The 22,949-nt window shown below is 66.4% G+C and carries 24 protein-coding genes and 1 pseudogene; 11 read left to right on the top strand and 14 right to left on the bottom strand.

What is annotated here, in order from left to right:
* Nucleotides 1–386: 386 nt before the first annotated feature.
* Complete coding sequence (locus LQ954_RS14055) at nt 387–596, bottom strand: hypothetical protein (protein WP_231023669.1); 210 nt, start codon at nt 594–596, stop codon at nt 387–389.
* Between the two features lie 817 nt (nt 597–1,413).
* Here LQ954_RS14055 and LQ954_RS14050 point away from each other — a divergent pair.
* From LQ954_RS14050 to LQ954_RS14020, 6 genes and pseudogenes are all read left to right on the top strand, one after another.
* On the top strand, nt 1,414–2,328 hold the full coding sequence (locus LQ954_RS14050; protein ID WP_231023668.1) for an HNH endonuclease: 915 nt from the start codon (nt 1,414–1,416) through the stop codon (nt 2,326–2,328).
* On the top strand, nt 2,325–2,468 hold the full coding sequence (locus tag LQ954_RS14045) for a hypothetical protein (RefSeq protein ID WP_231023667.1): 144 nt from the start codon (nt 2,325–2,327) through the stop codon (nt 2,466–2,468). Before LQ954_RS14050 ends, LQ954_RS14045 begins: the two co-directional genes overlap by 4 nt.
* A 117-nt stretch (nt 2,469–2,585) precedes the next feature.
* Nucleotides 2,586–2,732 carry a hypothetical protein gene (locus LQ954_RS14040; protein WP_231023666.1) on the top strand — a complete coding sequence of 49 codons (147 nt, stop codon included), beginning with the start codon at nt 2,586–2,588 and terminating at the stop codon, nt 2,730–2,732.
* Nucleotides 2,733–3,050: 318 nt separating this feature from the next.
* On the top strand, nt 3,051–3,710 hold the full coding sequence (locus LQ954_RS14035) for a PAS domain-containing protein (RefSeq protein WP_066780665.1): 660 nt from the start codon (nt 3,051–3,053) through the stop codon (nt 3,708–3,710).
* Between the two features lie 273 nt (nt 3,711–3,983).
* A pseudogene (locus LQ954_RS14025) lies at nt 3,984–4,537 on the top strand (HWE histidine kinase domain-containing protein).
* A complete protein-coding gene (locus LQ954_RS14020; RefSeq protein ID WP_066780660.1) occupies nt 4,534–4,902 on the top strand; it encodes a response regulator in 369 nt (122 codons plus the stop codon). Before LQ954_RS14025 ends, LQ954_RS14020 begins: the two are co-directional and overlap by 4 nt.
* A 371-nt stretch (nt 4,903–5,273) precedes the next feature.
* Here LQ954_RS14020 and LQ954_RS14015 read toward each other — a convergent pair whose 3' ends face one another.
* From LQ954_RS14015 to LQ954_RS14000, 4 genes are all read right to left on the bottom strand, one after another.
* Nucleotides 5,274–5,948 (bottom strand): sigma-70 family RNA polymerase sigma factor, encoded by a 675-nt coding sequence (locus tag LQ954_RS14015; RefSeq protein ID WP_231023664.1) that lies wholly within the window; start codon nt 5,946–5,948, stop codon nt 5,274–5,276.
* A gap of 180 nt (nt 5,949–6,128) precedes the next feature.
* Nucleotides 6,129–7,724: an ABC1 kinase family protein gene (locus LQ954_RS14010; protein ID WP_231023663.1), complete on the bottom strand. Its 1,596-nt coding sequence runs from the start codon at nt 7,722–7,724 to the stop codon at nt 6,129–6,131.
* On the bottom strand, nt 7,724–8,401 hold the full coding sequence (locus LQ954_RS14005) for a TetR/AcrR family transcriptional regulator (RefSeq protein WP_231023661.1): 678 nt from the start codon (nt 8,399–8,401) through the stop codon (nt 7,724–7,726). The genes LQ954_RS14010 and LQ954_RS14005 overlap by 1 nt, the downstream gene beginning before the upstream one ends.
* Nucleotides 8,402–8,525: 124 nt before the next feature.
* A complete protein-coding gene (locus tag LQ954_RS14000; protein ID WP_046408735.1) occupies nt 8,526–9,470 on the bottom strand; it encodes an MlaD family protein in 945 nt (314 codons plus the stop codon).
* Nucleotides 9,471–9,583: 113 nt separating this feature from the next.
* On the opposite strand from LQ954_RS14000, the gene LQ954_RS13995 reads away from it, so the two are divergent.
* Both LQ954_RS13995 and LQ954_RS13990 read left to right on the top strand, forming a co-directional pair.
* A complete protein-coding gene (locus LQ954_RS13995; protein ID WP_046408736.1) occupies nt 9,584–9,997 on the top strand; it encodes a PaaI family thioesterase in 414 nt (137 codons plus the stop codon).
* Complete coding sequence (locus LQ954_RS13990; protein WP_052742494.1) at nt 9,994–10,425, top strand: PaaI family thioesterase; 432 nt, start codon at nt 9,994–9,996, stop codon at nt 10,423–10,425. The genes LQ954_RS13995 and LQ954_RS13990 overlap by 4 nt, the downstream gene beginning before the upstream one ends.
* Nucleotides 10,426–10,430: 5 nt before the next feature.
* Here LQ954_RS13990 and LQ954_RS13985 read toward each other — a convergent pair whose 3' ends face one another.
* The 9 genes from LQ954_RS13985 to LQ954_RS13945 are packed head-to-tail and all read right to left on the bottom strand — an operon-like array spanning nt 10,431 to nt 20,555.
* Nucleotides 10,431–11,402 (bottom strand): alpha/beta fold hydrolase, encoded by a 972-nt coding sequence (locus tag LQ954_RS13985; protein WP_046408737.1) that lies wholly within the window; start codon nt 11,400–11,402, stop codon nt 10,431–10,433.
* On the bottom strand, nt 11,399–12,994 hold the full coding sequence (locus LQ954_RS13980; protein ID WP_231023660.1) for a flavin-containing monooxygenase: 1,596 nt from the start codon (nt 12,992–12,994) through the stop codon (nt 11,399–11,401). Before LQ954_RS13980 ends, LQ954_RS13985 begins: the two co-directional genes overlap by 4 nt.
* A 5-nt stretch (nt 12,995–12,999) precedes the next feature.
* Nucleotides 13,000–14,613 (bottom strand): acyl-CoA synthetase, encoded by a 1,614-nt coding sequence (locus tag LQ954_RS13975; protein ID WP_046408739.1) that lies wholly within the window; start codon nt 14,611–14,613, stop codon nt 13,000–13,002.
* Nucleotides 14,614–14,630: 17 nt separating this feature from the next.
* On the bottom strand, nt 14,631–15,725 hold the full coding sequence (locus tag LQ954_RS13970; RefSeq protein WP_231023659.1) for an acyl-CoA dehydrogenase family protein: 1,095 nt from the start codon (nt 15,723–15,725) through the stop codon (nt 14,631–14,633).
* Nucleotides 15,726–16,946 carry an acyl-CoA dehydrogenase family protein gene (locus tag LQ954_RS13965; protein ID WP_066781967.1) on the bottom strand — a complete coding sequence of 407 codons (1,221 nt, stop codon included), beginning with the start codon at nt 16,944–16,946 and terminating at the stop codon, nt 15,726–15,728.
* 4 nt (nt 16,947–16,950) lie between these two features.
* A complete protein-coding gene (locus tag LQ954_RS13960) occupies nt 16,951–17,409 on the bottom strand; it encodes a Zn-ribbon domain-containing OB-fold protein (protein WP_046408743.1) in 459 nt (152 codons plus the stop codon).
* The gene (locus tag LQ954_RS13955) at nt 17,406–18,578 is read right to left on the bottom strand and encodes a thiolase C-terminal domain-containing protein (RefSeq protein ID WP_046408744.1); all 1,173 of its coding nucleotides are present in this window, start codon (nt 18,576–18,578) and stop codon (nt 17,406–17,408) included. The genes LQ954_RS13960 and LQ954_RS13955 overlap by 4 nt, the downstream gene beginning before the upstream one ends.
* Before the next feature lie 29 nt (nt 18,579–18,607).
* Nucleotides 18,608–19,744: an NAD(P)H-dependent flavin oxidoreductase gene (locus tag LQ954_RS13950; protein ID WP_046408745.1), complete on the bottom strand. Its 1,137-nt coding sequence runs from the start codon at nt 19,742–19,744 to the stop codon at nt 18,608–18,610.
* A gap of 46 nt (nt 19,745–19,790) precedes the next feature.
* Complete coding sequence (locus LQ954_RS13945) at nt 19,791–20,555, bottom strand: FadR/GntR family transcriptional regulator (RefSeq protein ID WP_046408746.1); 765 nt, start codon at nt 20,553–20,555, stop codon at nt 19,791–19,793.
* Nucleotides 20,556–20,681: 126 nt separating this feature from the next.
* Here LQ954_RS13945 and LQ954_RS13940 point away from each other — a divergent pair, with 126 nt between their 5' ends.
* The 3 genes from LQ954_RS13940 to LQ954_RS13930 are packed head-to-tail and all read left to right on the top strand — an operon-like array spanning nt 20,682 to nt 22,772.
* Nucleotides 20,682–21,491, top strand: coding sequence for an enoyl-CoA hydratase-related protein (locus LQ954_RS13940; protein WP_046408802.1), 810 nt, complete (start codon nt 20,682–20,684; stop codon nt 21,489–21,491).
* 1 nt (nt 21,492) lies between these two features.
* Entirely contained in the window at nt 21,493–21,942 is a 450-nt protein-coding gene (locus LQ954_RS13935) for a PaaI family thioesterase (protein WP_046408747.1), read from the top strand.
* A 23-nt stretch (nt 21,943–21,965) separates the two neighbouring features.
* The gene (locus LQ954_RS13930) at nt 21,966–22,772 is read left to right on the top strand and encodes an NUDIX hydrolase (RefSeq protein ID WP_046408748.1); all 807 of its coding nucleotides are present in this window, start codon (nt 21,966–21,968) and stop codon (nt 22,770–22,772) included.
* The last annotated feature ends 177 nt before the right edge of the window (nt 22,773–22,949 follow it).

The following is a 22,949-nucleotide window of genomic DNA, read 5'->3' as shown; positions in this document are numbered from 1 at the left end:
GTGTAGTTTCGCGTTCGTGGGCGAGGGACGAAGATGTTTGAGGAGCCGCTGCTCGATCTTTAGGGGCAACACCGCACTTTGCTTTGATGTCGCTTTCTGCTGTACCTTAGGCATAACACAATCCTTACGATGCCGGACTGGATTTCCCACGTCGGCATCGGACCGCAGGAAACTTAAGACCTTCCGCTAAAAGCGGATGGATCAAACTTTCCTTCAGCAGAACTAGAGTGTTGGATGCGCCTGACACGCTGGTCAAGCGCGAAATTCAAGACCGGCCCGTACAGCGCTGTAGGAGGCGATCTTTTACCAGGATGGCTCGCAAGACGCCTTCAGCGGCTTAAGTCCGAGCCCGAATCAACAGGTATGTGCTTAGGTGATGCGCTCGCCTACGAGCCGCTGGATTGAGCGAAGCGGCGGGTAATGATGGCAGCCGCGCGCGCCAGCACCGCGGTGTCTTCGCCTGCGGCGAGCACCACCGCGACGCGAACGTCGGTTCTGATATCGCCAATGCGGATCACGGCTGCCTCGGCCGTGTCCTCCATGATCATGCCGGCTGCCGTCAGCAGGCGTATGACCAAATCCTCGGCTTCACTCATGACCACCTCCGAGCCGTATCAGGGCTCACGGGGCATTGAAGTCCAGACGCAGCTTTTCAGTCGCAGCGACGCGCACGGTGGAGGGCAGCTATGTTCTCAGATCAGCCGCTCGCGTTCGTTGCTGTCGCTGCAAAGTTCCCTGTTCCGCTGTCTAGGGTAGCGCGCTCACCGACCGCACAATTCCGCGGTTTTCTGATCGCCGACGGCGGCCGAGCGTAAAGGATTTACCCGATAATCCCTGTAAATACCCTGCTAGCAGCGAAAACCGCATTCGGCGTGAGCAACGTTGAACCGTACTGCGCGCGGAGAGAGCGGAGATTGATGGAGCCGGCAGCCGCCTGTTCTCGGCCGGAGAAATTCTCCCTGTACGGAAGCGACCAGAAAGCGCGCGGAAGCGCGCTGCTTTCTGCGGGAAAACACAACTTCCTCAATGTCTTGGGACTGGGTGGCGGAGACGGAGGCCGCCAAGCCACGTTGTTTTCACTGCGAAAAAGGCTTCCTTTGCAACACCGTCATATTGGTGGCCATAAGTTCATGCCTGGTCCGGGGCGGCTCATCGCGGACGAGATTGGACGAACGAAGTAAGCCTCTGCCCTACGCTTGCTTATCGTAATGACATTCACTGCGGCTTGCGTGTTCCCCGGACGGGTCACTGAGCTAGGTGCCCTTAGACGGCTGGAACTGGGCCGCTAGCCGCCAGTCCGCTTTGGGGCTACCACCCCGCGATAGCTGCCGTTAGCGCCAGACTCCTCGAACGGCAGGAAGCGGACCATCCTACACGTTGCTCCAGCATGATAATGGCACCACGATTCCGTCCATGAAGGGTGTCTTCGAGATCAGCGGTGCGTCGCGCTACGATGATCTGATCGCTGAGCGCTACCATTTCCCGCGTATCTACCTGCGCGCCGCCGAGGCTTGCGTCGGCGACTGGATCGTCTACCGTGAAGCTGGCTCGGCTGGTGGCCGGAAGGGCTATGTGGCCGCCGGCCTCGTGCACAGCATCGACCCTGATCCCACCGACCGGACGCTCTTTTACGCCCGCATCAGCGATTTCATCGAGTTCGATCGCGCAGTGCTGCATCGCGATCCGGACGGCCGCTTTCTCGAGCGTATGCTCCGGGAACTGGATAATCCTTCCATCGCCGGTCGAGCGCTGCGCGGCCGATCTATTCGCGCCATCGACGATGCCGACTTTGCCGCCATCGTAAACCGCGGCCTTATCGATACGCTGTCACCCGAACATGCGATCCGGCTTGAGCTCGATCCACAGCACGTCGATGCTCCCACTGCCGCCTTGCTGGCCTCACCGCCTGACGAGCGGCGCGTCGTGCAGCTACTAGTTAACCGGAAGGTGCGCAGCGCCGCCTTCCGAGGCCATGTGCTCGAGGCCTATTACAACCGCTGCGCGGTGACAGGGCTGCGCATGGTGAATGGTGGCGGCAAGGAAGAAGCTCAGGCCGCGCACATCTGGAGCGTCGCCGATGGCGGACCGGATGTCGTACAGAATGGAATTGCCCTGTCCGCGACAGCGCATTGGTTGTTCGACCGCCACCTTATCAGCCTCGACGCCGAATGCCGGCTGCTCGTGTCGCACAACAAGGTGCCGTCCGAACTGATCCGCCTGTTCCCGCAACCAGGCGAGCGCGTCCACCTGCCCGCCGATCCACGGCTGCACCCGCGCCACGACTATGTCGCCCGGCATCGTGCCCGCTTCGCAGGCCTGGACGCTTGAGCAGCTACCTGGATGTCATCGCTGCCTATGATGGTGAAGCCGACGTGCTGGCTCAGCGGTACGAGGCGGTATCGTCCGAGCGGATGCTGGCGGAAGTGCTGCCGGTCATCGACCCGGCCTCGATCGCGGAAAGCAGATGATGCACACGGCCGTTCTTGCCGCATGGTAACGACGGCTCGCCTTCGTGAACCTGTCCAGGAAGGGTTGCGCAGTCGCTCCCCCCTGCCACGTCCGGCGGTATGCTGATCCGAAGCAGCGTGGCTTGGCCCGAGCCGCTGCGCGCGCGCGTCGATGCCCATCGCCGACAGACGGGTATGGACGTGGACGACGTTCTGGCGCAGTTTGATGCGTGGCGGCCCGAGCGCGACCAGCGGCAGCGTGAGCGAACGTCGCTGATCGGGTGATCGCGACCGCGGCGAGGGCAGGTAAGTGCCCGCAGCGGAACAGAAATCCGCCAGTCTGATAATATGTATTATGTAAAGTCGAGGGAATTTTCCTGAGGCTTTCTTTGTTCCCGATCCCTCTGAATGAGGATGCGTTACCTCACACTCCGCTATATCCTGGCTCTGTCTGCATCGCGGACAAGAACGGATGCATCGGCGCGCGTTCACGCTTTAACTATGATTTGGTTCCGGCGCTTCCCTCAAGTTTTGGGTTCGCCTAAACTGGAAGCAGGCCGTGCAGTGGTTAGCCCGTTGAGATCACCGGACGAGCCATCCCGAATGAACGCCTCTCTCGCCATCAGCATGCCCGAGTTGAACATGGCCGAGCGCACCCGGGCGTTCGCATGGGACCGCACGCCCCTGGGTCCGCGCAGCACTTGGCCGGCGGCCCTTCGCATCTCGGTCGATGCCATGCTTGCCTCGCTCCATCCCATGTGCCTGATCTGGGGGTCGGAGCGCATCCTGCTCTACAACGACGGTTATGCCCCCATCCTGGGCAGCCGGCACCCCGACGCGCTTGGTTACCCGACCGCGGAGGTATGGCCCGAACTATGGCCTGACCTGGAGCCGCTGATCGAGGGGGTGTTCCGGGGCGAAAGCGTCGCCTTCCGGGATCAGCCGCTCACCATGACCCGCAACGGGTTCACGGAGGAGACGTGGTACGACTTCGCCTACTCGCCCGTCTGGGACGACGAAGGCGAGGTCGCGGGCCTGATGAACATCACCTCCGACAGCACCGCGCGCGTGAAGGCGAAGCGCGAGCGCGACGCCGCGACCGCCGAGGCGCAGGAAGCGGCGGTGTTCATGCGCAGCGTGCTGGCCGCCTCGACCGACTGCATCAAGGTCGTGGAGCTGGACGGCACGCTCTCCTTCATGAGCGAAGGCGGCATGAAGACGATGGAGGTCAGCGACTTCAACGCCGTCGCCGGATGCCCCTGACCGAACTTCCTCAAGGAAGGCGGACCCGCCTACGCGAAGGAGGCGATCGAGGCAGCCAAGCGGGGCGAAACCACGCACTTCGAGGCGCCGGCCGATACCTACCTCGGCACCGCCAAGCATTGGTCCATCTCGGTATCGCCCATTCCCGGGCTGGATGGGGAGACCGCCCGCATCCTGTCGGTGTCGCGCGACCACACCGCCCTGGAGCAGGTGCGCCAGCAGCAGCAGCTCCTCAATGGCGAGCTGGCGCACCGCATCAAGAACATCCTGACAATGGTGCAGTCGATCGCCAGCCAGACGATGCGCGACGCGCCCTCGCCGGAGGAGGCATCGGCCGACTTCGCTCCCGCCTCGCCTCCTTGGGGCGTGCGACCGACGTGCTGACCGCATCGTCATGGCAGGAGGCTGGGCTGCACGAGGTGCTGGATGCCGGCCTGACGGCGGTCGCCGGGCAACGCGACCGGATAAAGATGGAAGGCCCGCGCATCCGGTTGAACTCCCAAGCCGCTCTGGCGTTGACCTTGGCCCTGCATGAATTGGCGACCAACGCCACCAAGTATGGAGCGTTGAGCAACGAGACGGGCACGGTGATGATCCAGTGGCAAGTGAGGGATGAGGAAGGTGGCCCCCACTTCTCCTTCCTCTGGCAGGAGCAGGGCGGTCCGCCGGTGTCGGCGCCGACCCGCCGGGGGTTCGGCTCCCGCATGATCGAACGCTCGCTACGTGGCTATTTCCGGGGCGATACCACGTTGAGCTACCCGGTATCTAGCGCCGAGTTCCGGATCGAAGCGCCGCTGGCAGGTGCCGGCGAGGCGATCGGCGCATGACCATCGAGCAAGCCGAGCGGGCGCGAGCCATCCTGATCATGGAGGACGAGGCGTTCATCCGCTACGACCTTGTGGACTTCTTCGAGGATCGCGGCTTCGAGGCCGAGAATGCCGACCAGGCGATTGCGCTGCTGGAAGCGAACGCCACGATCTGGATCGTGCTAACCGACGTTGCCATGCCCGGATCGATGGATGGCATGAAGCTCGGCCACTATGTCCGCGACCGCTATCCCCCGACATTGCTGGTGGTGGTGTCCGGCATCGTGAAGGTGCACCCGTCCGAGCTGCCGACGCGGGCGGCGTTCATTCCCAAGCCTTTCGATTTACGATCGATCCTACGCACGATCGACCGTTTAGCGGCGTAATGGAAAGTGAAGGGGCTTGCTGCTGCCTCCATGGCGACAGCGTCCGTGGATATTCCTGGCGCATCCATTCGGTTATGACACCAACCAAGCGGCGGTGGTTCTCCGAGAATGATGCGTTTCTGCGGCTCGTTTCCGGCGAGCAGCTTCACAGGCGTATTTTGGTAGTTTGGAGGAAATGGCGCTTGCACACCAAGCTGAACCCGCAGGTGCCTTCCTGCGCTATCGGGTCATCCCTGCTCGTTGAAAGATGCTCTCGATGCTGCGGGTCAAGGCGCCTGGCCACTGTTTGCTCGATATTGCCAACTCCACGACGATCTCCGGCCAATGTGCCAAGATTGGGGTACGCATTGGGATCGAGCGAGCCGACCGCTTCAGGCTGCCAGACAGCGATCGGCCGCGCGCTTCGTCCGCCAGCTTTGCAGCAGTTCGATCTGTCTCGTGTGCACCTCGTCGATAGATGGCGGCTCGGCCTGACAGATCGCATCGTCCGCAATGATCTGAGGTTCTGATCCGGAAGCCTCATCGCGGCTCGCGTGATCCATGAGTGCGCGCAGCATCTGCCGCCCCCTTACCACGCGGCTCTTGATTGTGCCGACAGGAACCTGCTCGATCGTGGCCGCTTCTTCGTAGCTCAAGCCCTCGATTCCAACGAATTGAATGCACCGCTGCTGCTCGGGCGTCAGGCGTGGCCACAGGCGGCGAACATCGCTCAACGTCACGACCGACTCCTGGTTTGACGCCACCGGAACGTCGTTGAGTTCGGCAGTCTCGCCCACTTGTACCGTGCGTCGACGACGTACATGCGACAGAAACGAATTGCGAAGAATACGGAAGGTCCACGCCTTCATGTTCGTACCGGCTTCAAATGATGCGCGGCTGCGCCACGCCTTCAGCACGGTTTCCTGAACAAGATCCTGTGCAGCATCAGGATTTCTGGCTAGCGATCGTGCATAGCTTGCCAGCATGGGCATCAGGTTGCTCAATGCAGCGCCGAAATCAGCCCAGTCCTCGGCAAGTGGATGTTGTTCGTAGTCCGGCTGTTCCACACGCAAGGCCCTCGTTCGATCTAACCAGGGTGCGGTTTATACACCAGCCGGTTTACTTATAGAGAACACCCCCTCCCCCTGGATTGTTCCGTCGTTCACAGATGAAGCTCGAGGGGCGGTCTCAGCGCGCGCTAGACGGAAGGCAGAAACCGTGAATCCGTCACATCGGGCGATGGCAGGTCAGCGCCTCCGCCTGCTCGCGAACCAGGCCCAGCTTGCGGGCAATACCGCTGACGCCATCAATATCGTGCCGACAACATCATGGTCACGCTGAAGGATCGCGCCGGCGACCAGCATTCCGGCAGACAGGACGTTGGGATCGGCGCGCCGGAGCGAGGCCGGGGGTGAGACTGCGCGTTTGTGCAACTCGATCGGCAGCGCGCCCGACCGTGCGACACGCTCCGCGAAGGTCACCAAATCGGGGGATACCGCGGCCAGCCGGCCAAGGCTTGTCGCCAGCCGCCGTCCGCCCCGCTTGAGTCCGGCCGGGCCGATCCGCTCGCGCAGAAGTTCGCGCGCGATCGGCGCGGCGCGCGCGGCGATGTCGAAGCCGGGATCGAGCCGTCGCACGAACCCTTCGGCGATCAACAGGGTGCGCAGCAGCAGGGCGAGATCGGGCGGCAGCGCCAGCCGGTAGGTTCGCAGCAGCGCGAATACACGGCCGAAGATGTCGGCTAGCTCGATCTGCTGGAGTACCGCCCCGCGGAATCGCCCAGTGAGCGCGTCGAGGTCGCGGGCCAGCGCCTGACGATCGACATCGGTTTCGCCGGACCATTGCAGCAGCACGTCCGTGACCGACCGCGTATCCTCGCTTGCGCTCGCAAGGATGAGCGTGACGACCTCGTTCCTCCGGGCGGGGCTGAGCACGCCGACCGCGCCGAAGTCGATGAACGCGAGCGAGCGATCGGCAAGGACAAAGACGTTGCCGGGATGGGGGTCCGCGTGGAACCGGCCGTTGAAGATGATCATCCGCAGCACGGCATCCGCGTAGCGGCCGGCGACCTCCACGCCCCCCTCCTGCGCCCCGTCGATAATCTCGCGGACTGGCACGCCGTTGAGCCGCTCCTGCACGTTGATCCGGCGCCCGACCTGATCCCAGTAGAAGGCGGGCGTGCGGACGCCGAGCGGCTGCAGGAAGGCCCCGATGCTCTCGCAGGCTGCCGCTTCGGCACTGAGGTCCATTTCCTGCGACAGACTCTCCGCGAAAAACCGGAGCAGGTCGTCAGGTTTGAGGCGCCGTATCTCCGGCGAGTGCCTCGCGGCAAGCCGCGCGATGCGGCGGAGCAGCCGAAGGTCGGCATCGACTCGTTCCGCGATCCCCGGCCGGCGTATCTTGACTACGACTTCGGTTCCGTCGCGAAGGGTGGCGGCATGAACCTGCGCGATCGACGCCGCGGCGATCGGGTCGCGGCCGAAGCTCGCAAACACGTCCTCGATCGGGGAGCCGAGCGCGGCCAGGATCGTCGGCTCCAGCGCCTCGAACGGCAGCGGTGTCACGCGATCCTGCAGCGTTGCCAGCGCACGCACCCATTCCGGCCCTAGCAGGTCTTCACGGGTCGCGAGCACCTGCCCCAGCTTCACCGCGACAGGTCCAAGGTCCCGCAGCAGCGCGACGACCCGCTCGGGCGTACAGACGTCTGCCGGCTGCTCCGAGCGACCTGGCAGCAGACCCAGGCGAGCGGCCAAGCCGTTCAGCCCGTGGCGGCCCATGATCTGGATGAGTTCGGCAAGGCGCGCGCGCTCACCGAGTTGAGGCTCGTCGTCGTTGACGAGCATCACATGGTCCCTTTGTCGACGTGCCGCGGACGGCAGCCGTCGAGAAACAGATCAATCACGCGCAAGATACGTTCGCGAGCTGCATCGTCGTACGCGGGAGGAGACAGCCCGAGCGCCGCGCGGCGCATGGGCGCGACGACGACGAGCGTGACGAACTGCTCGGCAGCGAACACCGGGTCCGCCAGCGACAGCTCGCCCTTGGCATCGGCATGGGCGAGGATGGAGGCCACCCATTGGACAGCCCGCTGATAGCCGAAGTCGTGGATGTTCGCCGCGAGCGCAGGAAAACGCACCGCTTGGGCAATGACGACGCGTTCCATCGAGGCGATCCGAGGCGTCAGGAGCCACTCGAGCAGGCGATCGGCGATGACGCGAAGGCGCGATGCAATGTCGGGTTCGTCGCTGCCGGAGGGTTCGAGCGCGCGCAGCTGCGTATCGATCTCGTCCAGGATGACAGCCTCGAACACGCGAGCCTTGCTGCCGAACCGCGCGTACAGGGTTCGCTTGGAGATGCGCGCCTGTTCGGCGATCATGTCGGCACTGGCGCCGTCGAAACCGTGCTGGAAAAACAGCTCGCGGGCGCTCTTGAGGATATGCGAAGTCAGTCGGAGCGCGTCCTCGGTCGTCGGTCTGCCCATCTTCCCTGGGCGCCGGCTCTTCTTCTCGTCATCGCTCAATCTCGTTCTCCTGGAGCGAGGGTAGCGCGATCCGGACCCGTTGACGAGGATCACGCCGGGACGGTCGGTTCCTCGCCTGCCAGCCCGCTCTCCGACCAGAGTTGTCCTATCGTGTCGCGGTCGATCACTGCCGCGACCCCGGCTTGTAGGTCGGGAGGGACGGTGCACCCACACCCAGCCCTTCCTGATCGAGGCGAACGGCCGTATCTCTGACAGCGCCTGCCTTCTTCCTTGCTGAACGAACGGTTTCACGCAGTTGGGCCTCTTTCACGGTCGCGCTGCGGATCGTGGGTCGAACAGCCTCGACGCGAGCCGTGAGACGCACGGCTCCGCCACGGGCATTCAGCAACGCACGGTTCGCCCTGGCGAGGACGGTTGCGCGGCTTTCTACCACAGCGCTCCCCAACCGTTCGGCGCTTTCGCCGGATCGCTGCAAGGCGTCCCCCAGGGCCACGACACGCCCGCGGGCGCCGGTAAGCGCGTCAGATGCCGCTCCAGCCTTGTCTGCCCAGCCTGCGGAACTCTCCGCGAGCGCCGCCAGCCGATCGCTGGCCCGCTGCTGTTGGGCGGCATCGAGGTTGCGCGACACGGAGTCGACTGTCCGGCTGATCTTGTCCACGAGCGCGACTGGATCCCCTCCCCCGCCAAGAAGCCCACCCTCCTTGGCGGGGATGATGGGAAGCTCACCGACCCTCGTCGCGACGATCGGGGATGCACCGGACTTTGCGCCGTCGAGACTGATGTTGGCCGTCCCTGCCAGTGCGGATCGCGCGATCGTTGCCTTGACACCTGTGACGATGGGGGTTCCCGGTTCGAGGCTGATGGTGACGAGAACCGCTGAGGGATCAGCTCCGTCAAACCGTATGGACGTGACATGGCCCGCCGGGACGCCCGAGAACGTCACTGGTGATCCCTTTTCCAGGCCGGCGACGCTCCCGGTGAAACGGATGAGATACGGGTTTCCGTCTCCACTTCGCGCATCGAAAAGCCAAAGGGTGAAGACGAGAAGCGTGCTCAGCAGAAGGCCGGTGACCGCGAGCACAAGGAATTTGTTGGATCGCGTTTCCATCGCAGGATGCAGACGTTAAGGCGAAGAAGTTTGTAAGTAAACCGTACCGTTTTCCTGTGCTTGGCTTGTGGACGCGGCGGGGAACAGGAATCGTCTGGGCAGGGAGGGGTTTTATGGTTGGAGACTTGAGCTTGCGACCGGGCGACATACCGTGGGGCAATCGGCTGGGCCTTGAGCTCGTTTCGATCGGCGACGGGCTCAGTTCGCTCCGGGTCGATTGGCACGCGGAGCTGGCGGACGAGGAGGAGGCGCTCGCGACCGGTGTGTTGACGAGCCTCATCGATCAGGCCTGCGGCGTTGCCGTGATGTCTCGATTGGGCAGACGGCTGGCGATCTCCACCCTTAACCTGAAGGTGGACCATGTGCGATCCGCCGAGGCGAGATGCCCCGCGACGGCGTGGGCTCACTGCTACGACGCGACCGAGCACCGTGCGTTCGTACGCGCCGAAGTCTGGGATACAGATCCGTCTCACCTGATCGCGACTGCCCAAGGCGTCTTTTCGATCAATCGGGCTGTCGCCCCATGAACGAAGGCGCGATCGGGGCCAGTACCGGGCGGAACGGCTTTGCGAAGCTACTCGGTACCATGATGACGCAAAGCGGTGAAACGTTCACGCTGATCCCCACGGAGGAGCTTGTCGGGAATCCCATTCTGCCCGCCTTGCATGGAGGCGCGATCGCGTCCTTTCTTGAGCTGGCCGCACAGCTTGCTCTCTCCCGCACACTCTCGCCAGGGCAGTCCTGCCGGCTGATCAGCATGAACCTTCAATTTCTCGCCCCGGTCAGACTGGGCGCAGTCAGCACGACGCCGACGCTGGTGCGCGTAGGGCGTCGTGTCGCAGTGGTGCATGCCGAAGGCGTCGAGCGAAACGGAACCGGAAAACTGTGCCTTGCGCAGCTGGAATTCGCCGTCGGACAATCCTCCGGAGACGAGGATCACACCCGACATTCCTGATTGGTTCAGCGGGCCGATCTCCAGAGAGCAAGGATGCTTCTGAGCGCCGTCGCGAAGGCGAGCGGCTCATCCAGCATCAGGTGATGGCGCGCGTTGGGCACCGCGACGATCGGGATCGCGCCGGCTCCCAGTTCGCGCAGATATGCCGCGGAATCCCTGCCGAAGAGCGCGCTGTGCTCGCCGTAGATGATTGCCAGCCGACCGGGCGCCGCGGCGACACGGCGACCCATCGTCATCCATTCGTCCGCCGAGTTGCCGCGCGCGAACACCGCGGGCGAGAACTTCCACGTCCACGCGTCCCCGTCCCGCCGGAGCGAATGATAGGCCATGTAGTCCATCAGGAACGGCTCACCCGCGGGCTGTGGCGGCGCGAGCACGTAGCGCGCGCGTGCGGTCGGGTAATCGGGATACCGGCTGGCGGGCTTGTTCGGGTCGCCCGAGCCGGGGCTGCCGCGTCCGCCACGCCAGTAGGCGGCAAGCGCCTCCGGCCGCATGATCATCAGGTCGCAGATGATCGCGCCCGCGAACCGTTCGGCCGCGATCGTCATCGCGGTCACCGCGACCCCCGCGCCGAAGCTGTGGCCGATGATCACGGGCGGCGCAGCACCGTCGAACAGCCCGGTCGCCTCCGCCACCGCGATCATCTCGCGCCCGCGGCCGTCACCATCGATCCCCACGCGCGCGTCGCTGTCGCCCATGCCCGCAAGATCATAGGCGACCACATGGTAGTCCGCGGCGAGCAACGGCGCGATAAACGCCCAGCAGCGCGCATGGGCAAGAAAGCCGTGCGCCATGAGCACGCCCGGCTTTGCGCGGTCGCCCCAGCGCAGGTAGTGGATCTGCGCGCCCTCTACGGTGACGAAGCCTTCTTCCCGCGGAACGGCCAGCGCATCGACGAACCAGTCCGGCAGGTGCGACCCGTCCTCGGCCCATATCGGGTCGATGTCCGACGATCCGGTAGCCTCGGCGGCGCTCATGCCGACAGCCGGAAACCGCTATAGCCCGCCTCGGCGACCGCATCGCAGATCTCGGCATAGCCGACCACAGACGGATAGTTGAGTAGCTGACGCGGTTTGCCTGGGATGTTCGCTCCCATGTACCAGGAATCGGCCCTGGGAAAGAGCGTCATGGCGGCGATCTCGTCGATGTGGCGCGCCCATGCCGCGTGCGCGTCCGGCTCGGCCTCGAAGCGGGACCACCCGCCCGTGCGCAGATGCTCGAGGAACCGGACGACCCAGTCACCCTGCACCTCCGCGGCAGTCGGACCATTGGAGAAGCCGGACGGGCTCTGCGGGCCGTAGAGGAACACCATGTTAGGGAAGCCCGAAACCGCGTAGCCGAGATGCGTGCGTGCGCCTTCGCCCCACGCGTGCGCCAGCGTCGCCCCGCCGCGCCCGCGAATGTCCATCTGCATCAGCCCTCCCGTCACTGCGTCGAAACCGGTCGCGAGCACCAGGACGTCGTGTCGGCGCTCACCGACGCTCGTGGCTATGCCGTCGGGCAGGATCCGTTCGATCGGCTCTTCCCGCAGGTCGACGAGTTCGACGTTCGGCTGGTTGAAGATGTCGTAATAAGTCTGCTCGAGCGACGGCCGCTTGACCCCGAACGGATGCGGCGGGTCGCTGGGTGCGAGCTTCTCCTGCAACGCTGGGTCGGTGATCCGCTCGCGCACCTTGTCTCGCCAGAAATCGTAGGCCAGCCGGTTGGCGCGCTCGTCCACCAGGATGTCGGCGTAGTTGCCGACCCAATAGTGGAAGCCGCCCGCCGCCCACAGCCGCTCGAACGCCGCGGTGCGCTCCTCGCTTGACACCTCGAGCGCGGACTGGTCGAGCCGCAGGATCTCGAACCCGCCGCTGCTCAGTCGGCGTTGACGGAAGATCTCGGGGTAACCGGGCTTGGCCTGCTCCTGCTCAGCCGCGGTCAATGGGCGCTGGCGCATCGGCAGAGCCAGTATAGGTGTGCGCTGGTAGATCGTCAGCTGCGCAGCCTCGCGTGCCGCCTCCTGAGCGACCTGCACACCGCTCGCGCCGGTCCCGATGATCGCGACGCGCTTGCCGCCAAAGTCGATGCCCTCCTGCGGCCAGTGGGCGGTGTGGTGGGCCGGGCCGGCAAAGCTGTCGAGTCCCGAAAGTGACGGGATGTACGCCTTGGCCGCAAAGCCGGTACACGGTAGCAGATAGCGGGTGGTCAGCCGCTCTCCATCGGCGAGTTCCACTCGCCAGAAGCCGGCATGTTCGTCGAACACGGCGGAGCGCATCCTGACGCCGAGCGTCATTGCAGGCCAGAGGTCGAGAACGTCGCAGGCATGTCGGAAATAGCGACGCAACTCGCGCCAGCCTGGGAAGCGTTCCGACCAGGTCCAGTCGCGCCACACCCGCTCGTCCGAGAACTCGTAGATCGGAACATGCGAATCGACTCGCGCGCCAGGGTAGCAGTTCCAGTACCAGATGCCGCCCGGCTCCGCCGCCGCATCCACCAGCCGAACGTTGAAGCCGTTCTCGCGCAACTTCCCGAGCAGGTAGATCCCGCTGAAGCCCGCGCCGATCACCAGCGCGTCGATGTCGGGCACGCCCGTCATCGCGCAGCGACTGCCGCGACGGCGATGTCGGTCGCCGCCTTGTAATCCGCCTTGCCGTTCGGCGCGCGCAGCGGTCGGTCCGTGACGACGATCGCTTTGGGCGTCTTGTAGCCGGCGAGCGCGGCGCGCACGTGAGCGCGCACCGCCGCCTCGTCTACTGTCGCCCCCGGTGCGGCATGGACCACCGCCGTCACCGCCTGGCCCCATTTCTCGTCGGGCACGCCGACCACAAGCGCGTCCGCGACCGCTGGATGCGTCTTCAGCACCTCCTCCACCTCTTCCGGATAGACCTTCTCACCCGCCGTGTTGATGCACACGCTGCCGCGCCCGAGCAGCGTCAGCGTCCCGTCCGCGGCGACGGTGCACCAGTCGCCAGGCATCGAGTAACGGACGCCGTTGATGGTGCGGAACGTCTTCGCGCTTTTCTCCGGATCCTTGTAGTAGCCGATCGGGATCGCGCCCTTACGCGCGATGAAACCGGGCGTGCCGCTGCCCGGCACGACCGGCCGGTCATGCTCGTCGAACACGTCGCACAGCCCGCCGATGGTGAAGCGTGCGGTCGCCGTCTCGCCCGCCGCGCTGGTGACCGACAGGCCGAACCCCAGCCCTTCCGACGCGCCGAAGCTGTCCATCAGCACGACTTGCGGGATGTGCCGGATCAACCCAGCCTTCACCTCGCGGCTCCACATCACCCCGGATGAAACGATCGTGACGAGGCTGGACGTGTCGTAGCGCCCGGGCGCGGCATCCAGCGCGGCCAGCATCGGCTTGGCGAAGGCGTCGCCGACGATCGCGATCGATTCGACGCGGTCGCGATCGACCGACCGCCACAGCTCGTCGGCATCGAACGATTCACCGCCGAGCGTCACGATGCAGCCGCCGCTCATCAGCGTGCCGATGGACGTGATGAAGCCGGTGCCGTGCATCATCGGGCAGGCGGGCATCGTACGCCGGCCCGGTCCGTCGCGCGCGGTCAGCGCCGCGGTTTCTGCAAGGTCGGCGGGCGTCGGCCCCATCAGCCGCTGCGCGTCGAGTTGCGCCTCGCGCATGTCGGTGTGCCGCCACATCACGCCCTTCGGCATCCCCGTCGTGCCGCCGGTGTAGATGAACAACTCGTCGTCGGGCGAGCGCGCGATGCCGAGCGGCGCGCCGTCGCCCTCCCGCGCGAGCGCCTCGTAGGGCAGCGCGAACGAGGCGCGCTCCGCCTCAGGACCGATCTCCACGAAGGTATGCACCTTGCCGAGCCGGCCGTGCAGCTCCTCGATGCAGGCGCGGAACTCGGCGCTGTAGACCACGACCTCGCTGTCGCTGTCGTCGAAGATGTAGAACACCTCGTCGGGCCGATAGCGGTAGTTGATGTTGACGTGGGTCAGGCGTCCCTTGAAGCACGCCGCCATCAGCTCGCCGTATTCGGGCCGGTTGCGCATATAGAAGGCGACCTTGGCGCCCGGTCCCGCGCCCCGCGCACGCAGCGCCCGCGCGATGTTGTTTGAACGGCGCGCCATCTCGGGCCAGGTGATGACCCGGTCGCCGTGGATCAGCGCGGGGGCGTCGTGGGGCATTACGGGCTCGATCGCGTCGAGGATGTCGCCCAGGTTCCACTGCGTCATGCCTGCTGCTCCTCGTCTCAGGCGGCGCGTTTGCCCCAGCCCTGCAGCGCGGCCGCCTCCGCGCGCACGATCTCCGGCCCGCCGAGCAACTGCCGGTCGAAGCCGATGCGCTTGAACCAGTAATGGAGGCCGAGCAGGTCGGTGAACCCCATCCCGCCGTGGACCTCCGTGCCGGTACGCGCGACGAATCGGCCCACCTCCCCGGTGTGAGACTTGGCATGACATGCCATCAGCAAAGCCTCATCCGGGACCGCGTCGAACGCATGCGCCGCGTACCAGACGAGCGATCGGCACGGCTCCAGCCGCGCCGCCATCTCGGCGCACATGTGCTTGACCGCCTGGAAGCTGCCGATGACGCGCCCGAACTGCTCGCGCTCCCCGGCATAATCGACCGCCCGCGCGATCATCACGTCGCCCGCGCCCACGCTGTCCGCCGCGAGCAGCACGCGGCCCGCGGCGACAAGCCGGTTGGCGGTCCCGCCGTCGTCCTCGCCGAGCGGCTCGGCCGCGACGCCGTCGAGCCGCAACTCTCCCACCGACCGCGTGAGGTCGATCGTGGACAGCGGAAGGCGTTCGAGCCCGTCCGCCTCGCCGGCGACCAGATGCAATTGGCCGCCCTGGTCGGCGATGACAAAGGCATCGGCGTCGGCGCTGTCGAGCACGAACAGCGCGGAGCCGCTGAGCGTGCCGTCCGCGGCCGTGACGCCGCCGCCGTCGCGACGGTTGACGACCTCGGTCAGCCCGACGCCGAAGCGCGCGCTGCCGTCGGCAATGCGCGGCAGCCAGCGCGCCTGCTGCGCCGGCGTGCCGGCAAGCCGCAGCGCAAGCGGGGCGAGGACGCAGCGCGCCACGAACGGCACCGGCGCCACCGCTGCGCCGAGCGCCTCCGCCACTACTAAGGCATCGAGCAGGCCCAGGCCGAGGCCGCCGTGCTCCTCGGGCACCATGATGCCGGAAAGGCCAAGCTCGGACAGCGCCGCCACCACCGCCGCACTGACGGCATGGCCGCCCTCCGCGACCTCGCGGACGTGATCGAGCGGGCAATGTTCGCGCAGCAGCCGATCGACCGCGTCGCGCAGCATCCGCTGCTCGGGGGAAAGACCGAAATCCATCTATGCCGCCCCCGCCTTGGGTGCGCGCGCGTGCTCCAGCTTCGGCTCGCGCGGCATGCCGAGCCCCCGCTCGGCGATGATGTTCTTCTGGATCTGCGCGGTGCCGCCGCCGATGATGAGGCCGAGCTGGAACATGTAGTTCCACTGCCAGCTTCCGCCCGCCCGCTCGCGCCGGCTGCCGCCGTACAGCAGGCCGAGCTCCCCCATGGCGTCGATCGCCAGCGCCGAGATCTGGTGCGCCAGTTCGCACGACTGGAGCTTGACGATCAGCTTGGCGAGGCCGCCGGGTTCGCCCTTCAGCGAATTGGACAGCAGCCGCAGGCCGTTGAACTTCATCGCCGCGACTTCGGCCTGCAGCGCCACCAGCCGGTCGCACAATGCCGCGTTGTCGATCGCGCGCACGCCGTCGATCCGTTCATCGTGCATCAGCTGCACGAGCGCGGCGAGGCGATTCTCCAGCGCCGCCGGGTCGCCCAGCATGCCACGCTCGTAACCGAGCGTGGCGTTGGCCACCATCCAGCCCTGCCCGCGCTGGCCGACGATCTGGTCCACGGGCACGCGCACGTCGGTGAAGAAGGTTTCGTTGAACTCGGCGTGGCCCGTCATCGTGCGCAGCGGGCGCACCTCGATCCCGGGTGTTTTCATGGAGAAGATGAGGTAGCTGATCCCCGCATGCTTGGGCGCGTCCGCTTCCGTCCGCACGAGGCAGAAGATCATGTCCGCCTGATGCGCGGTGCTGGTCCAGATCTTCTGCCCGTTGATGACGAACTCGCCGTTCTCCTCGCGCGCGCTGGTGCGCAGCGCCGCCAGATCAGAGCCCGCGCCCGGTTCCGAATACCCCTGGCACCAGACGATCTCGCCGCGCAGCGTCGGCGCGATCCAGCGGCGCTTCTGCTCCTCCGTGCCGAGCTCGAGCAGCGTCGGAACGAGCATCGAGATGCCCTGGTTCGACAGCCCGCCCGGCACGCCCGCCGCGGCGAACTCCTCGGCGATGATGCGCGAGGTGAGGATGTCGGGTTCGGCGCCGAAGCCGCCATATTCGCGCGGAATGGTGCGCGCGGTGTAGCCGTGTTCGAGCAGCAGCTGCTGCCACGCGACCGCGTCCGCCCCGGCGCGCTGCGCCGCGCCGGGCGCGGCCGGGGCACGGTGGCGGTTCTCGGCGATGAACGCGCGCAGCTCATCGCGGAACGCCTCGTATTCCGGGCCGTAACTCAGGTCCATCGGTTCACGCTCCTGCAGCTGGTGTGAAGACGGGCAGCCGAAACCCGTCGCCGATCGTTTCGAAGGCCAGCGCCACCGGCATGTCGAGCGCGAGCGTGGCAGGGTCGGCGCCGGTCAGCCGGGTCGCCATGCGGACGCCCTCGTCCAGCTCGACCACCGCCGCTACATACGGCACGTCGGCCGCGAAGGCGGGGTGAAGCGCCTGGTGCGTCACCGTCCAGGAAAACAGCCGCCCGCGCCCGCTGCTCGGCTCCCAGGCGAACGACGGCGAGCCGCAGCGCGCGCACATGTAGCGGGGCAGGTGGCGCCACGTCCGGCACTCGCCGCACCGTTGGAAATGGAGCGTGCCGCCCTGGCAGCGCTGCCAGAACTCCTGCTCTACCGGATCCTGCGGGTGCGGCAACGGCTTGGGCGGCGAGACGGCGGGTGCCCGCAGCTTGGGCGCAATGTCGTCGTCGTTCATGCGAACCTCCGCAGGATGGCGATGCTGCCGTCGCCCAGGTCGCCCCAGCCGGTGACGAGCCCCGTCTGTGCTCCCGGCACCTGGCGCTCGCCGCAGTCGTGCCGCAGCTGGCGCACGGCCTCGACGACGTGGTTGAGCCCCCACACGTGCGCCTCGCTCAGCAGCCCGCCATGGGTGTTGAGCGGAAAGCGCCCGCCGAGCTCGATCTGCCCGTCACGCACGAAGTCGAGCGCGCCGCCCGGCTCGCAATAGCCCATCGCCTCCAGCTGGAGCAGCACGACGTAGGTGAAGCAGTCGTAGACCTGGAGGAAATCCATCTCCTCGCGGCGCACACCGGCCATTTCGAAGGCCTTGGGCGCGGCGTAGCTCAGCCCGATCTTGAACGGATCCGGGCGCGAGGGGATATCGTCCGCGGGATAGGGATGCCCCTCGGCGGCGCCTGCGATTGTGACGGGCACATGCGGCATGTCGCGCGCGCGGTCGGTGCGCGAGACGACGACCGCGCACGCGCCGTCGGTCTCGAGGCAGCAGTCGTAGAGCCGGAACGGCTCCGACACCATCCGGGCGTCGTGGTAGGTTTCCCAGTCGAGCGGCCGGCCGTAGGTGAACGCCTTCGGATTGAGTTGCGCATGCCGTCGGCACGCCATCGCCACCGCCCCCATGGCTTCCGGACCGACGCCGTGGAGCTGCGAATGCCGGGTCGCCAGCCAGGCATACATCTGCACCGGCAGGAACACGCCATAGGGCATGTAATACCCGCGGATCGTGTTGGTCAGCGTGTTCATGTTCATCGGCCGCGTGGGCGGAGCGCCCGGCTTGGGCCGCAGCGCGGAGAAGCCGTTCCAGCCGAGCGTGACGAGCACGTGGTCGCACAGCCCCGCCGCGATCGCGATCGCCGCATGCTGGAGCGCGGTCGTCGGACTCGCGCCGCCCATGTGGACGGTCGCGGCGTAGCGCAGCACGTCGTTGCCGAGGTTCGCCGCCAGTTCCTCCGACGTGGTGTAGATGGGCGGCGGCACCATGCCGTCGATGTCGGACGGGCGCAGCCCCGCGTCCGCGATCGCGCGCCGCGACGCCTCCAGCATCATGTCCACCGCGGTGCGCTCGGTGCCCTTGACGTAATCGGTTTCCCCGACGCCGGTGATCGCCGCCTTGTCCGAGAAGGTCATATCTGTCCCTCCTGTACCAGCCGCGACCCTCAGCGGAGGCCCGCCGCGCGGCCGAGCGCGCGCTCGGCATCGGCGACGAGGTCGCGCATCACCTCGGCGGCGGGGCGCACGGCGTGGATCAGCCCCATGCCCTGCCCGGCGAAGCCCGGGATGATGTCCTTGCGCTTCGCACGGATGCCCGACGCCATCACCGGACCGGCGATCATCGACTGGTATGGCATCGGCAGCGGCTCCTTGCCCGCCGCCACCCAGGCGTCGGCCCACTTGCTGCGGATCATGCGGGCAGGCTTGCCCGTGATCGAGCGGCTTACCACGGTATCGGCATCGCCGCTGTCGACGATCGCTTCCTTCTGGAAGTCCTCGATCCCTGCCTCCTCCGTCGCAAGGAACGCGGTGCCGACCCAGGCGCCCTCGGCGCCCAGCATGAAGGCCGCGGCCACACCGCGCCCGTCGGAGATGCCGCCAGCGCCGAGCACCGGCACCCGGTCCCCCACGGCATCGACGACCTGCGGGATGAGCGAGATGGTGCCGATCGGCGAATTATGCCCGCCGCCGTCGTGCCCCTGCGCCACGATCACGTCGATGCCCGACTCCACCACCTGCAGCGCGTGCTTCACCTTGCCGACGACCGCCATGACGACCGTGCCGTTGGCGTGGAGTCGATCCATCCACGGCCCCGGATTGCCGAGCCCCGCCGCGTAGACGGGCACCTTCTCCTCGACGACGACCTCCATCTGGGCCTCGAAGAACTCCTTGGAGAACAGCGCCGCGCCGCCGTTTGCCGCACCCTCCGTGACGGCGCGGCCGGAATCACGCGCGACGATCTCCAGCCCCTCGCGCTCCATGAAGTCGCGCGTGAACGCCTGATAGTCGGCGAGCACCGCGCGCGGGTCCGCCGGCGCGGCCCCGGTTTGCGGCGCCGAGCCGCGCCGCACCGAGGCGGGCAGGAGCGTGTCGACGCCGAACGGCTTGTCGGTCAGCGCGCGCGTTTCGCGGATCCACGCGCGGAGCTGCTCGGGTGAGCACGCTGCCGCGCCGAGCACGCCCAGCCCGCCCGCGTTGGACACCGCCGCCGCCAGTCGCGGGACGCTTGCCCCGCCCATGCCGGCCAGGACGATCGGATAGTCGATGCCGAGCATCCCGCAGATTCGGCTGTTCAGGGCCATTGTCCGTCTCTCCCACATCGTTCTCGTTGCTGATCTACTCCGGCGGCTACGCCTCGAACGCCTGGGTCCAGCGCACCTTCTGATCCATCAGGTCGGGGCTGCGCCGCCCGAGATACTCCGCCGATCCCTCGACGAGCCGTTCCATCTCGCGCCGCGCCGTGACCGCGTCGCGCAGCCGCACCGCATGGACGACGCGCGCGAGGCGACGAACCTGGTTCTCGCGCTCGTGCTCGGAATAGCCGAGCTGGCGCGAAAGGTCGCGGGTCAGCAGATGCAGCGCGGACGTGAGCAACCCGAACAGCGGATTGCCGCTCGCCCATGCCAGAAGGTCGTGGAAGCGCCGGTTGGTTTCCTCGAACAGCATCGATTCCACCTGCTGCTCGAGATCGGCGAAGCAGCTTGCCAGCGCCATCAGATCCGCCGCCGTTGCGCGCCGGGCAGCGTGAGAGGCCGCCCGCGGGGCCAGCGCCTCGCGCAGCTCGATCAGCGCGCGCAGGTCGGTGCCGACGAAGTGCAGTACGAGCGCAAGCGAACTCGTGAAATCGCCAATCTGCGGCCGCGCGACCACCGGCCCGCCGCCTCGACCGGGCTGCAGGTGGAGCACGCCCTGCAGTTCCAGAAAACGCAGCGCCTCACGCAATGTGGCGCGGGCGACTTCGTACCGCGCGAGCATGTCGTGCTCCGGAGGCAGCCGGTCGCCGACCTGGCGTGCGTCGGCCTCGATGTCGTGCACGATCGCCTGCGCCACGCGAAGCGCGCGCTTGCCCCTTGCGAACGAGAGCGCCTCGCCCTGCTCATCCACGTCCGGCATCAATGAATCCTTATCATGGTTTTATGTTGCTCCACTGCTTTATCTTTGTCCAGCGGCAAATTGCTGCCGTCGCCGGCTTGCAAGGCTATTAAAAGGGTATAATGTTAAAGCGCGGGAGGGGAATTGATGACCGACAACGCAGCCTGGATGGAAACCGATGGATATATCGCCATCATCCATCTCAACCGACCCGCGGCGCGCAACGCGCTTGATCCGCAGATGCTGGTGGAACTGGCCGACTGCTGGAGCAGGGTGCGCGACGCCGCCGAGATCCGCGTCGCGGTCGTGACCGGCACCGGCGACGCCTTCTGCTCGGGTGCCGACCTCGGCCGCCTTATCCCGCTCGTCAGCGGCGGGCGACCGCCGGAGGACGAGTGGGATCGCCGCGTGCTCGCTGACCGCGATATTCTCGGCACCGCGCTGCTGCGCACATTTGACGTCGTCAAGCCGGTGATCGCCGCCATCAACGGGCATGCGATCGCAGGCGGCATGGAACTGGTCCAGGGTACAGATCTCAGGATCGCATCGAGCGCCGCGCGCTTCGGCGTGCAGGAGGTCAAATGGGCGATCTTCCCGGGCGGGGGATCGACGGTGCGACTGCCGCGCCAGCTTCCCTTTGCGCGCGCGATGGAATTGCTGCTCACCGGCGATCTGATCGATGCCGGAACCGCGCTCGACTATGGCTTCCTCAACCGCGTCGTTGCGCCGGAGGAGGTGCTGCCTGCGGCGCTCGACTTCGCGCGACGGATCGCCGCCAACGGCCCGATCGCGGTGCAGGCGATCCGCGCGTCGGCGCGCGCCTGTATCGGGCGGCCGGAGAGCGAAGGCATGAACCTCGAGTCGGGCTTCGCCGCGCCGGTGTTCCGAACTGAAGACGCGCGCGAAGGTCCGCGCGCCTTCATGGAAAAGCGTACACCCGTTTTCAAGGGACGTTGAGATGGTTGACGAGGCATCCTCGGGTATCGCGAACGGGCTGGCGGGCGCCGCATTGCAAGGCGCGCTCTCGATCGCGCCGTTCCACGCCTGGCTCGGGCTTCGCGTCGAGGACGTGACAGACGGTGTCCTTCACCTCAGCATGCCGTGGCGCGACGAGATCGTATCGAATCCGCGGATCCCGTCCGTGCATGGCGGCGTGCTCGCCAGCCTGATCGATCTCGCCGGCATGTATGTCCTGCTGACGAGGACGCGTGCGGTCAGCGCCACCGCGTCGCTCCACGTCGATTATCACCGTCCGGCAAGCGGCGGCCCGCTTCACATCCACGCGCGCGTCGTGAAGATAGGACGGACGCTGTCGGTCGCGGACAGCGAGGTGCGCTCGCCCGACGACGTGCTGCTCGCCAGCGGTCGCGGTTCGTATCTCATGCGGGACGGCGGCATCGCGACATGACCGTGCAGAGAATAGGAGAGATCATGAGCATCGAGACCGCGTCGGCGGACGCCAGGCGCACTCCGGCCGAGCCGCGACCGGCCGGCACCATCCTGCTGCTGCGGGATGTGCCCGAATATCAGGTGCTCATGGTGCGACGACACCACCAGATCGATTTCGCCTCGGGAGCGCTGGTGTTCCCGGGAGGCAAGATGCACCCCGGTGACGACGATCCGCGCTGGCGCGATCACGTAACCGGGTGGGACGAAATCGACGCGACCCAGCGCGCGCTGCGCATCGGCGCCATCCGCGAGGCGTTCGAGGAAGCGGGGATCCTGCTGGCCAACTATCCCGACGGCCGCGGCTTCTCCAGTGTATGCGACGCCGAGGCCCGCCGGAAGGTCGATACCGGGGAACTCGCCTTCCTCGATGTCGTCGCCGGATTGGGGGTGAAGCTCTCGCTGACCGCCCTGACCGTTTTCGCCCGCTGGATCACTCCAGAAATGATGCCGAAGCGGTTCGACACCTGGTTCTACGCTGCCCCCGCTCCGGCCGACCAGGTCGCGATCTGCGACGGACATGAAACGGTCGATGCCGAGTGGATCGCGCCAGAGTCGGTCCTGGACCTCGCCCGAAGCGGCGCCCGAACCGTGATCTTCCCCACCTTGATGAACGTGAAGCTGCTGGCCGAGGCCGAGAGCGCAGCGGATTGCCTCGCCCGAGCGGAGGCACGTCCGCTGGTCACCGTGCTCCCGCAGATCGAGACACGGGACGGAGAGCGCGTTCTGACCATTCCGCTCGATGCTGGCTATGGTGAAGTCACACAGAGTTTGACTGAGCTCAGGGCCTGACATCCCAGGTTCCGACTATTGCAGAACCTCCCCATGCCGCTCTGGCAAAACAGAGCGGCCTTTTCTTGGGACTTTGGCCTGACACCTGGAAGTTGCCGAAGGCCGACGTTTCGCGTCGGCTGGCGCCCGGCCAGATCGAGATCAGGATCTGCACATACCGACCGTCACATCTTGGGT

This window comes from Sphingomonas sp. IC-11, from assembly GCF_021043365.1.
Taxonomy (GTDB): Bacteria; Pseudomonadota; Alphaproteobacteria; order Sphingomonadales; family Sphingomonadaceae; genus Sphingomonas.
Note: the sequence above shows the minus strand (reverse complement) of the source record. Positions and strands in the feature narration are given on the sequence as shown.

Coding starts and splice junctions, on each gene's coding strand:
- LQ954_RS13955 (WP_046408744.1), bottom strand. CDS start 18,578: ATGACCTTCTCGGACAAGGCGGCGATCACCGGCGTCGGGGAAACCGAT.
- LQ954_RS13965 (WP_066781967.1), bottom strand. CDS start 16,946: ATGGACCTGAGTTACGGCCCGGAATACGAGGCGTTCCGCGATGAGCTG.
- LQ954_RS13960 (WP_046408743.1), bottom strand. CDS start 17,409: ATGAACGACGACGACATTGCGCCCAAGCTGCGGGCACCCGCCGTCTCG.
- LQ954_RS14000 (WP_046408735.1), bottom strand. CDS start 9,470: ATGGAAACGCGATCCAACAAATTCCTTGTGCTCGCGGTCACCGGCCTT.
- LQ954_RS13990 (WP_052742494.1), top strand. CDS start 9,994: ATGAACGAAGGCGCGATCGGGGCCAGTACCGGGCGGAACGGCTTTGCG.
- LQ954_RS13995 (WP_046408736.1), top strand. CDS start 9,584: ATGGTTGGAGACTTGAGCTTGCGACCGGGCGACATACCGTGGGGCAAT.
- LQ954_RS13950 (WP_046408745.1), bottom strand. CDS start 19,744: ATGGCCCTGAACAGCCGAATCTGCGGGATGCTCGGCATCGACTATCCG.
- LQ954_RS13975 (WP_046408739.1), bottom strand. CDS start 14,613: ATGACGCAGTGGAACCTGGGCGACATCCTCGACGCGATCGAGCCCGTA.
- LQ954_RS13985 (WP_046408737.1), bottom strand. CDS start 11,402: ATGAGCGCCGCCGAGGCTACCGGATCGTCGGACATCGACCCGATATGG.
- LQ954_RS14020 (WP_066780660.1), top strand. CDS start 4,534: ATGACCATCGAGCAAGCCGAGCGGGCGCGAGCCATCCTGATCATGGAG.
- LQ954_RS13930 (WP_046408748.1), top strand. CDS start 21,966: ATGAGCATCGAGACCGCGTCGGCGGACGCCAGGCGCACTCCGGCCGAG.
- LQ954_RS13945 (WP_046408746.1), bottom strand. CDS start 20,555: ATGCCGGACGTGGATGAGCAGGGCGAGGCGCTCTCGTTCGCAAGGGGC.
- LQ954_RS13940 (WP_046408802.1), top strand. CDS start 20,682: ATGACCGACAACGCAGCCTGGATGGAAACCGATGGATATATCGCCATC.
- LQ954_RS13935 (WP_046408747.1), top strand. CDS start 21,493: ATGGTTGACGAGGCATCCTCGGGTATCGCGAACGGGCTGGCGGGCGCC.
- LQ954_RS13970 (WP_231023659.1), bottom strand. CDS start 15,725: ATGGATTTCGGTCTTTCCCCCGAGCAGCGGATGCTGCGCGACGCGGTC.
- LQ954_RS14055 (WP_231023669.1), bottom strand. CDS start 596: ATGAGTGAAGCCGAGGATTTGGTCATACGCCTGCTGACGGCAGCCGGC.
- LQ954_RS14050 (WP_231023668.1), top strand. CDS start 1,414: ATGAAGGGTGTCTTCGAGATCAGCGGTGCGTCGCGCTACGATGATCTG.
- LQ954_RS14035 (WP_066780665.1), top strand. CDS start 3,051: ATGAACGCCTCTCTCGCCATCAGCATGCCCGAGTTGAACATGGCCGAG.
- LQ954_RS14010 (WP_231023663.1), bottom strand. CDS start 7,724: ATGCTCGTCAACGACGACGAGCCTCAACTCGGTGAGCGCGCGCGCCTT.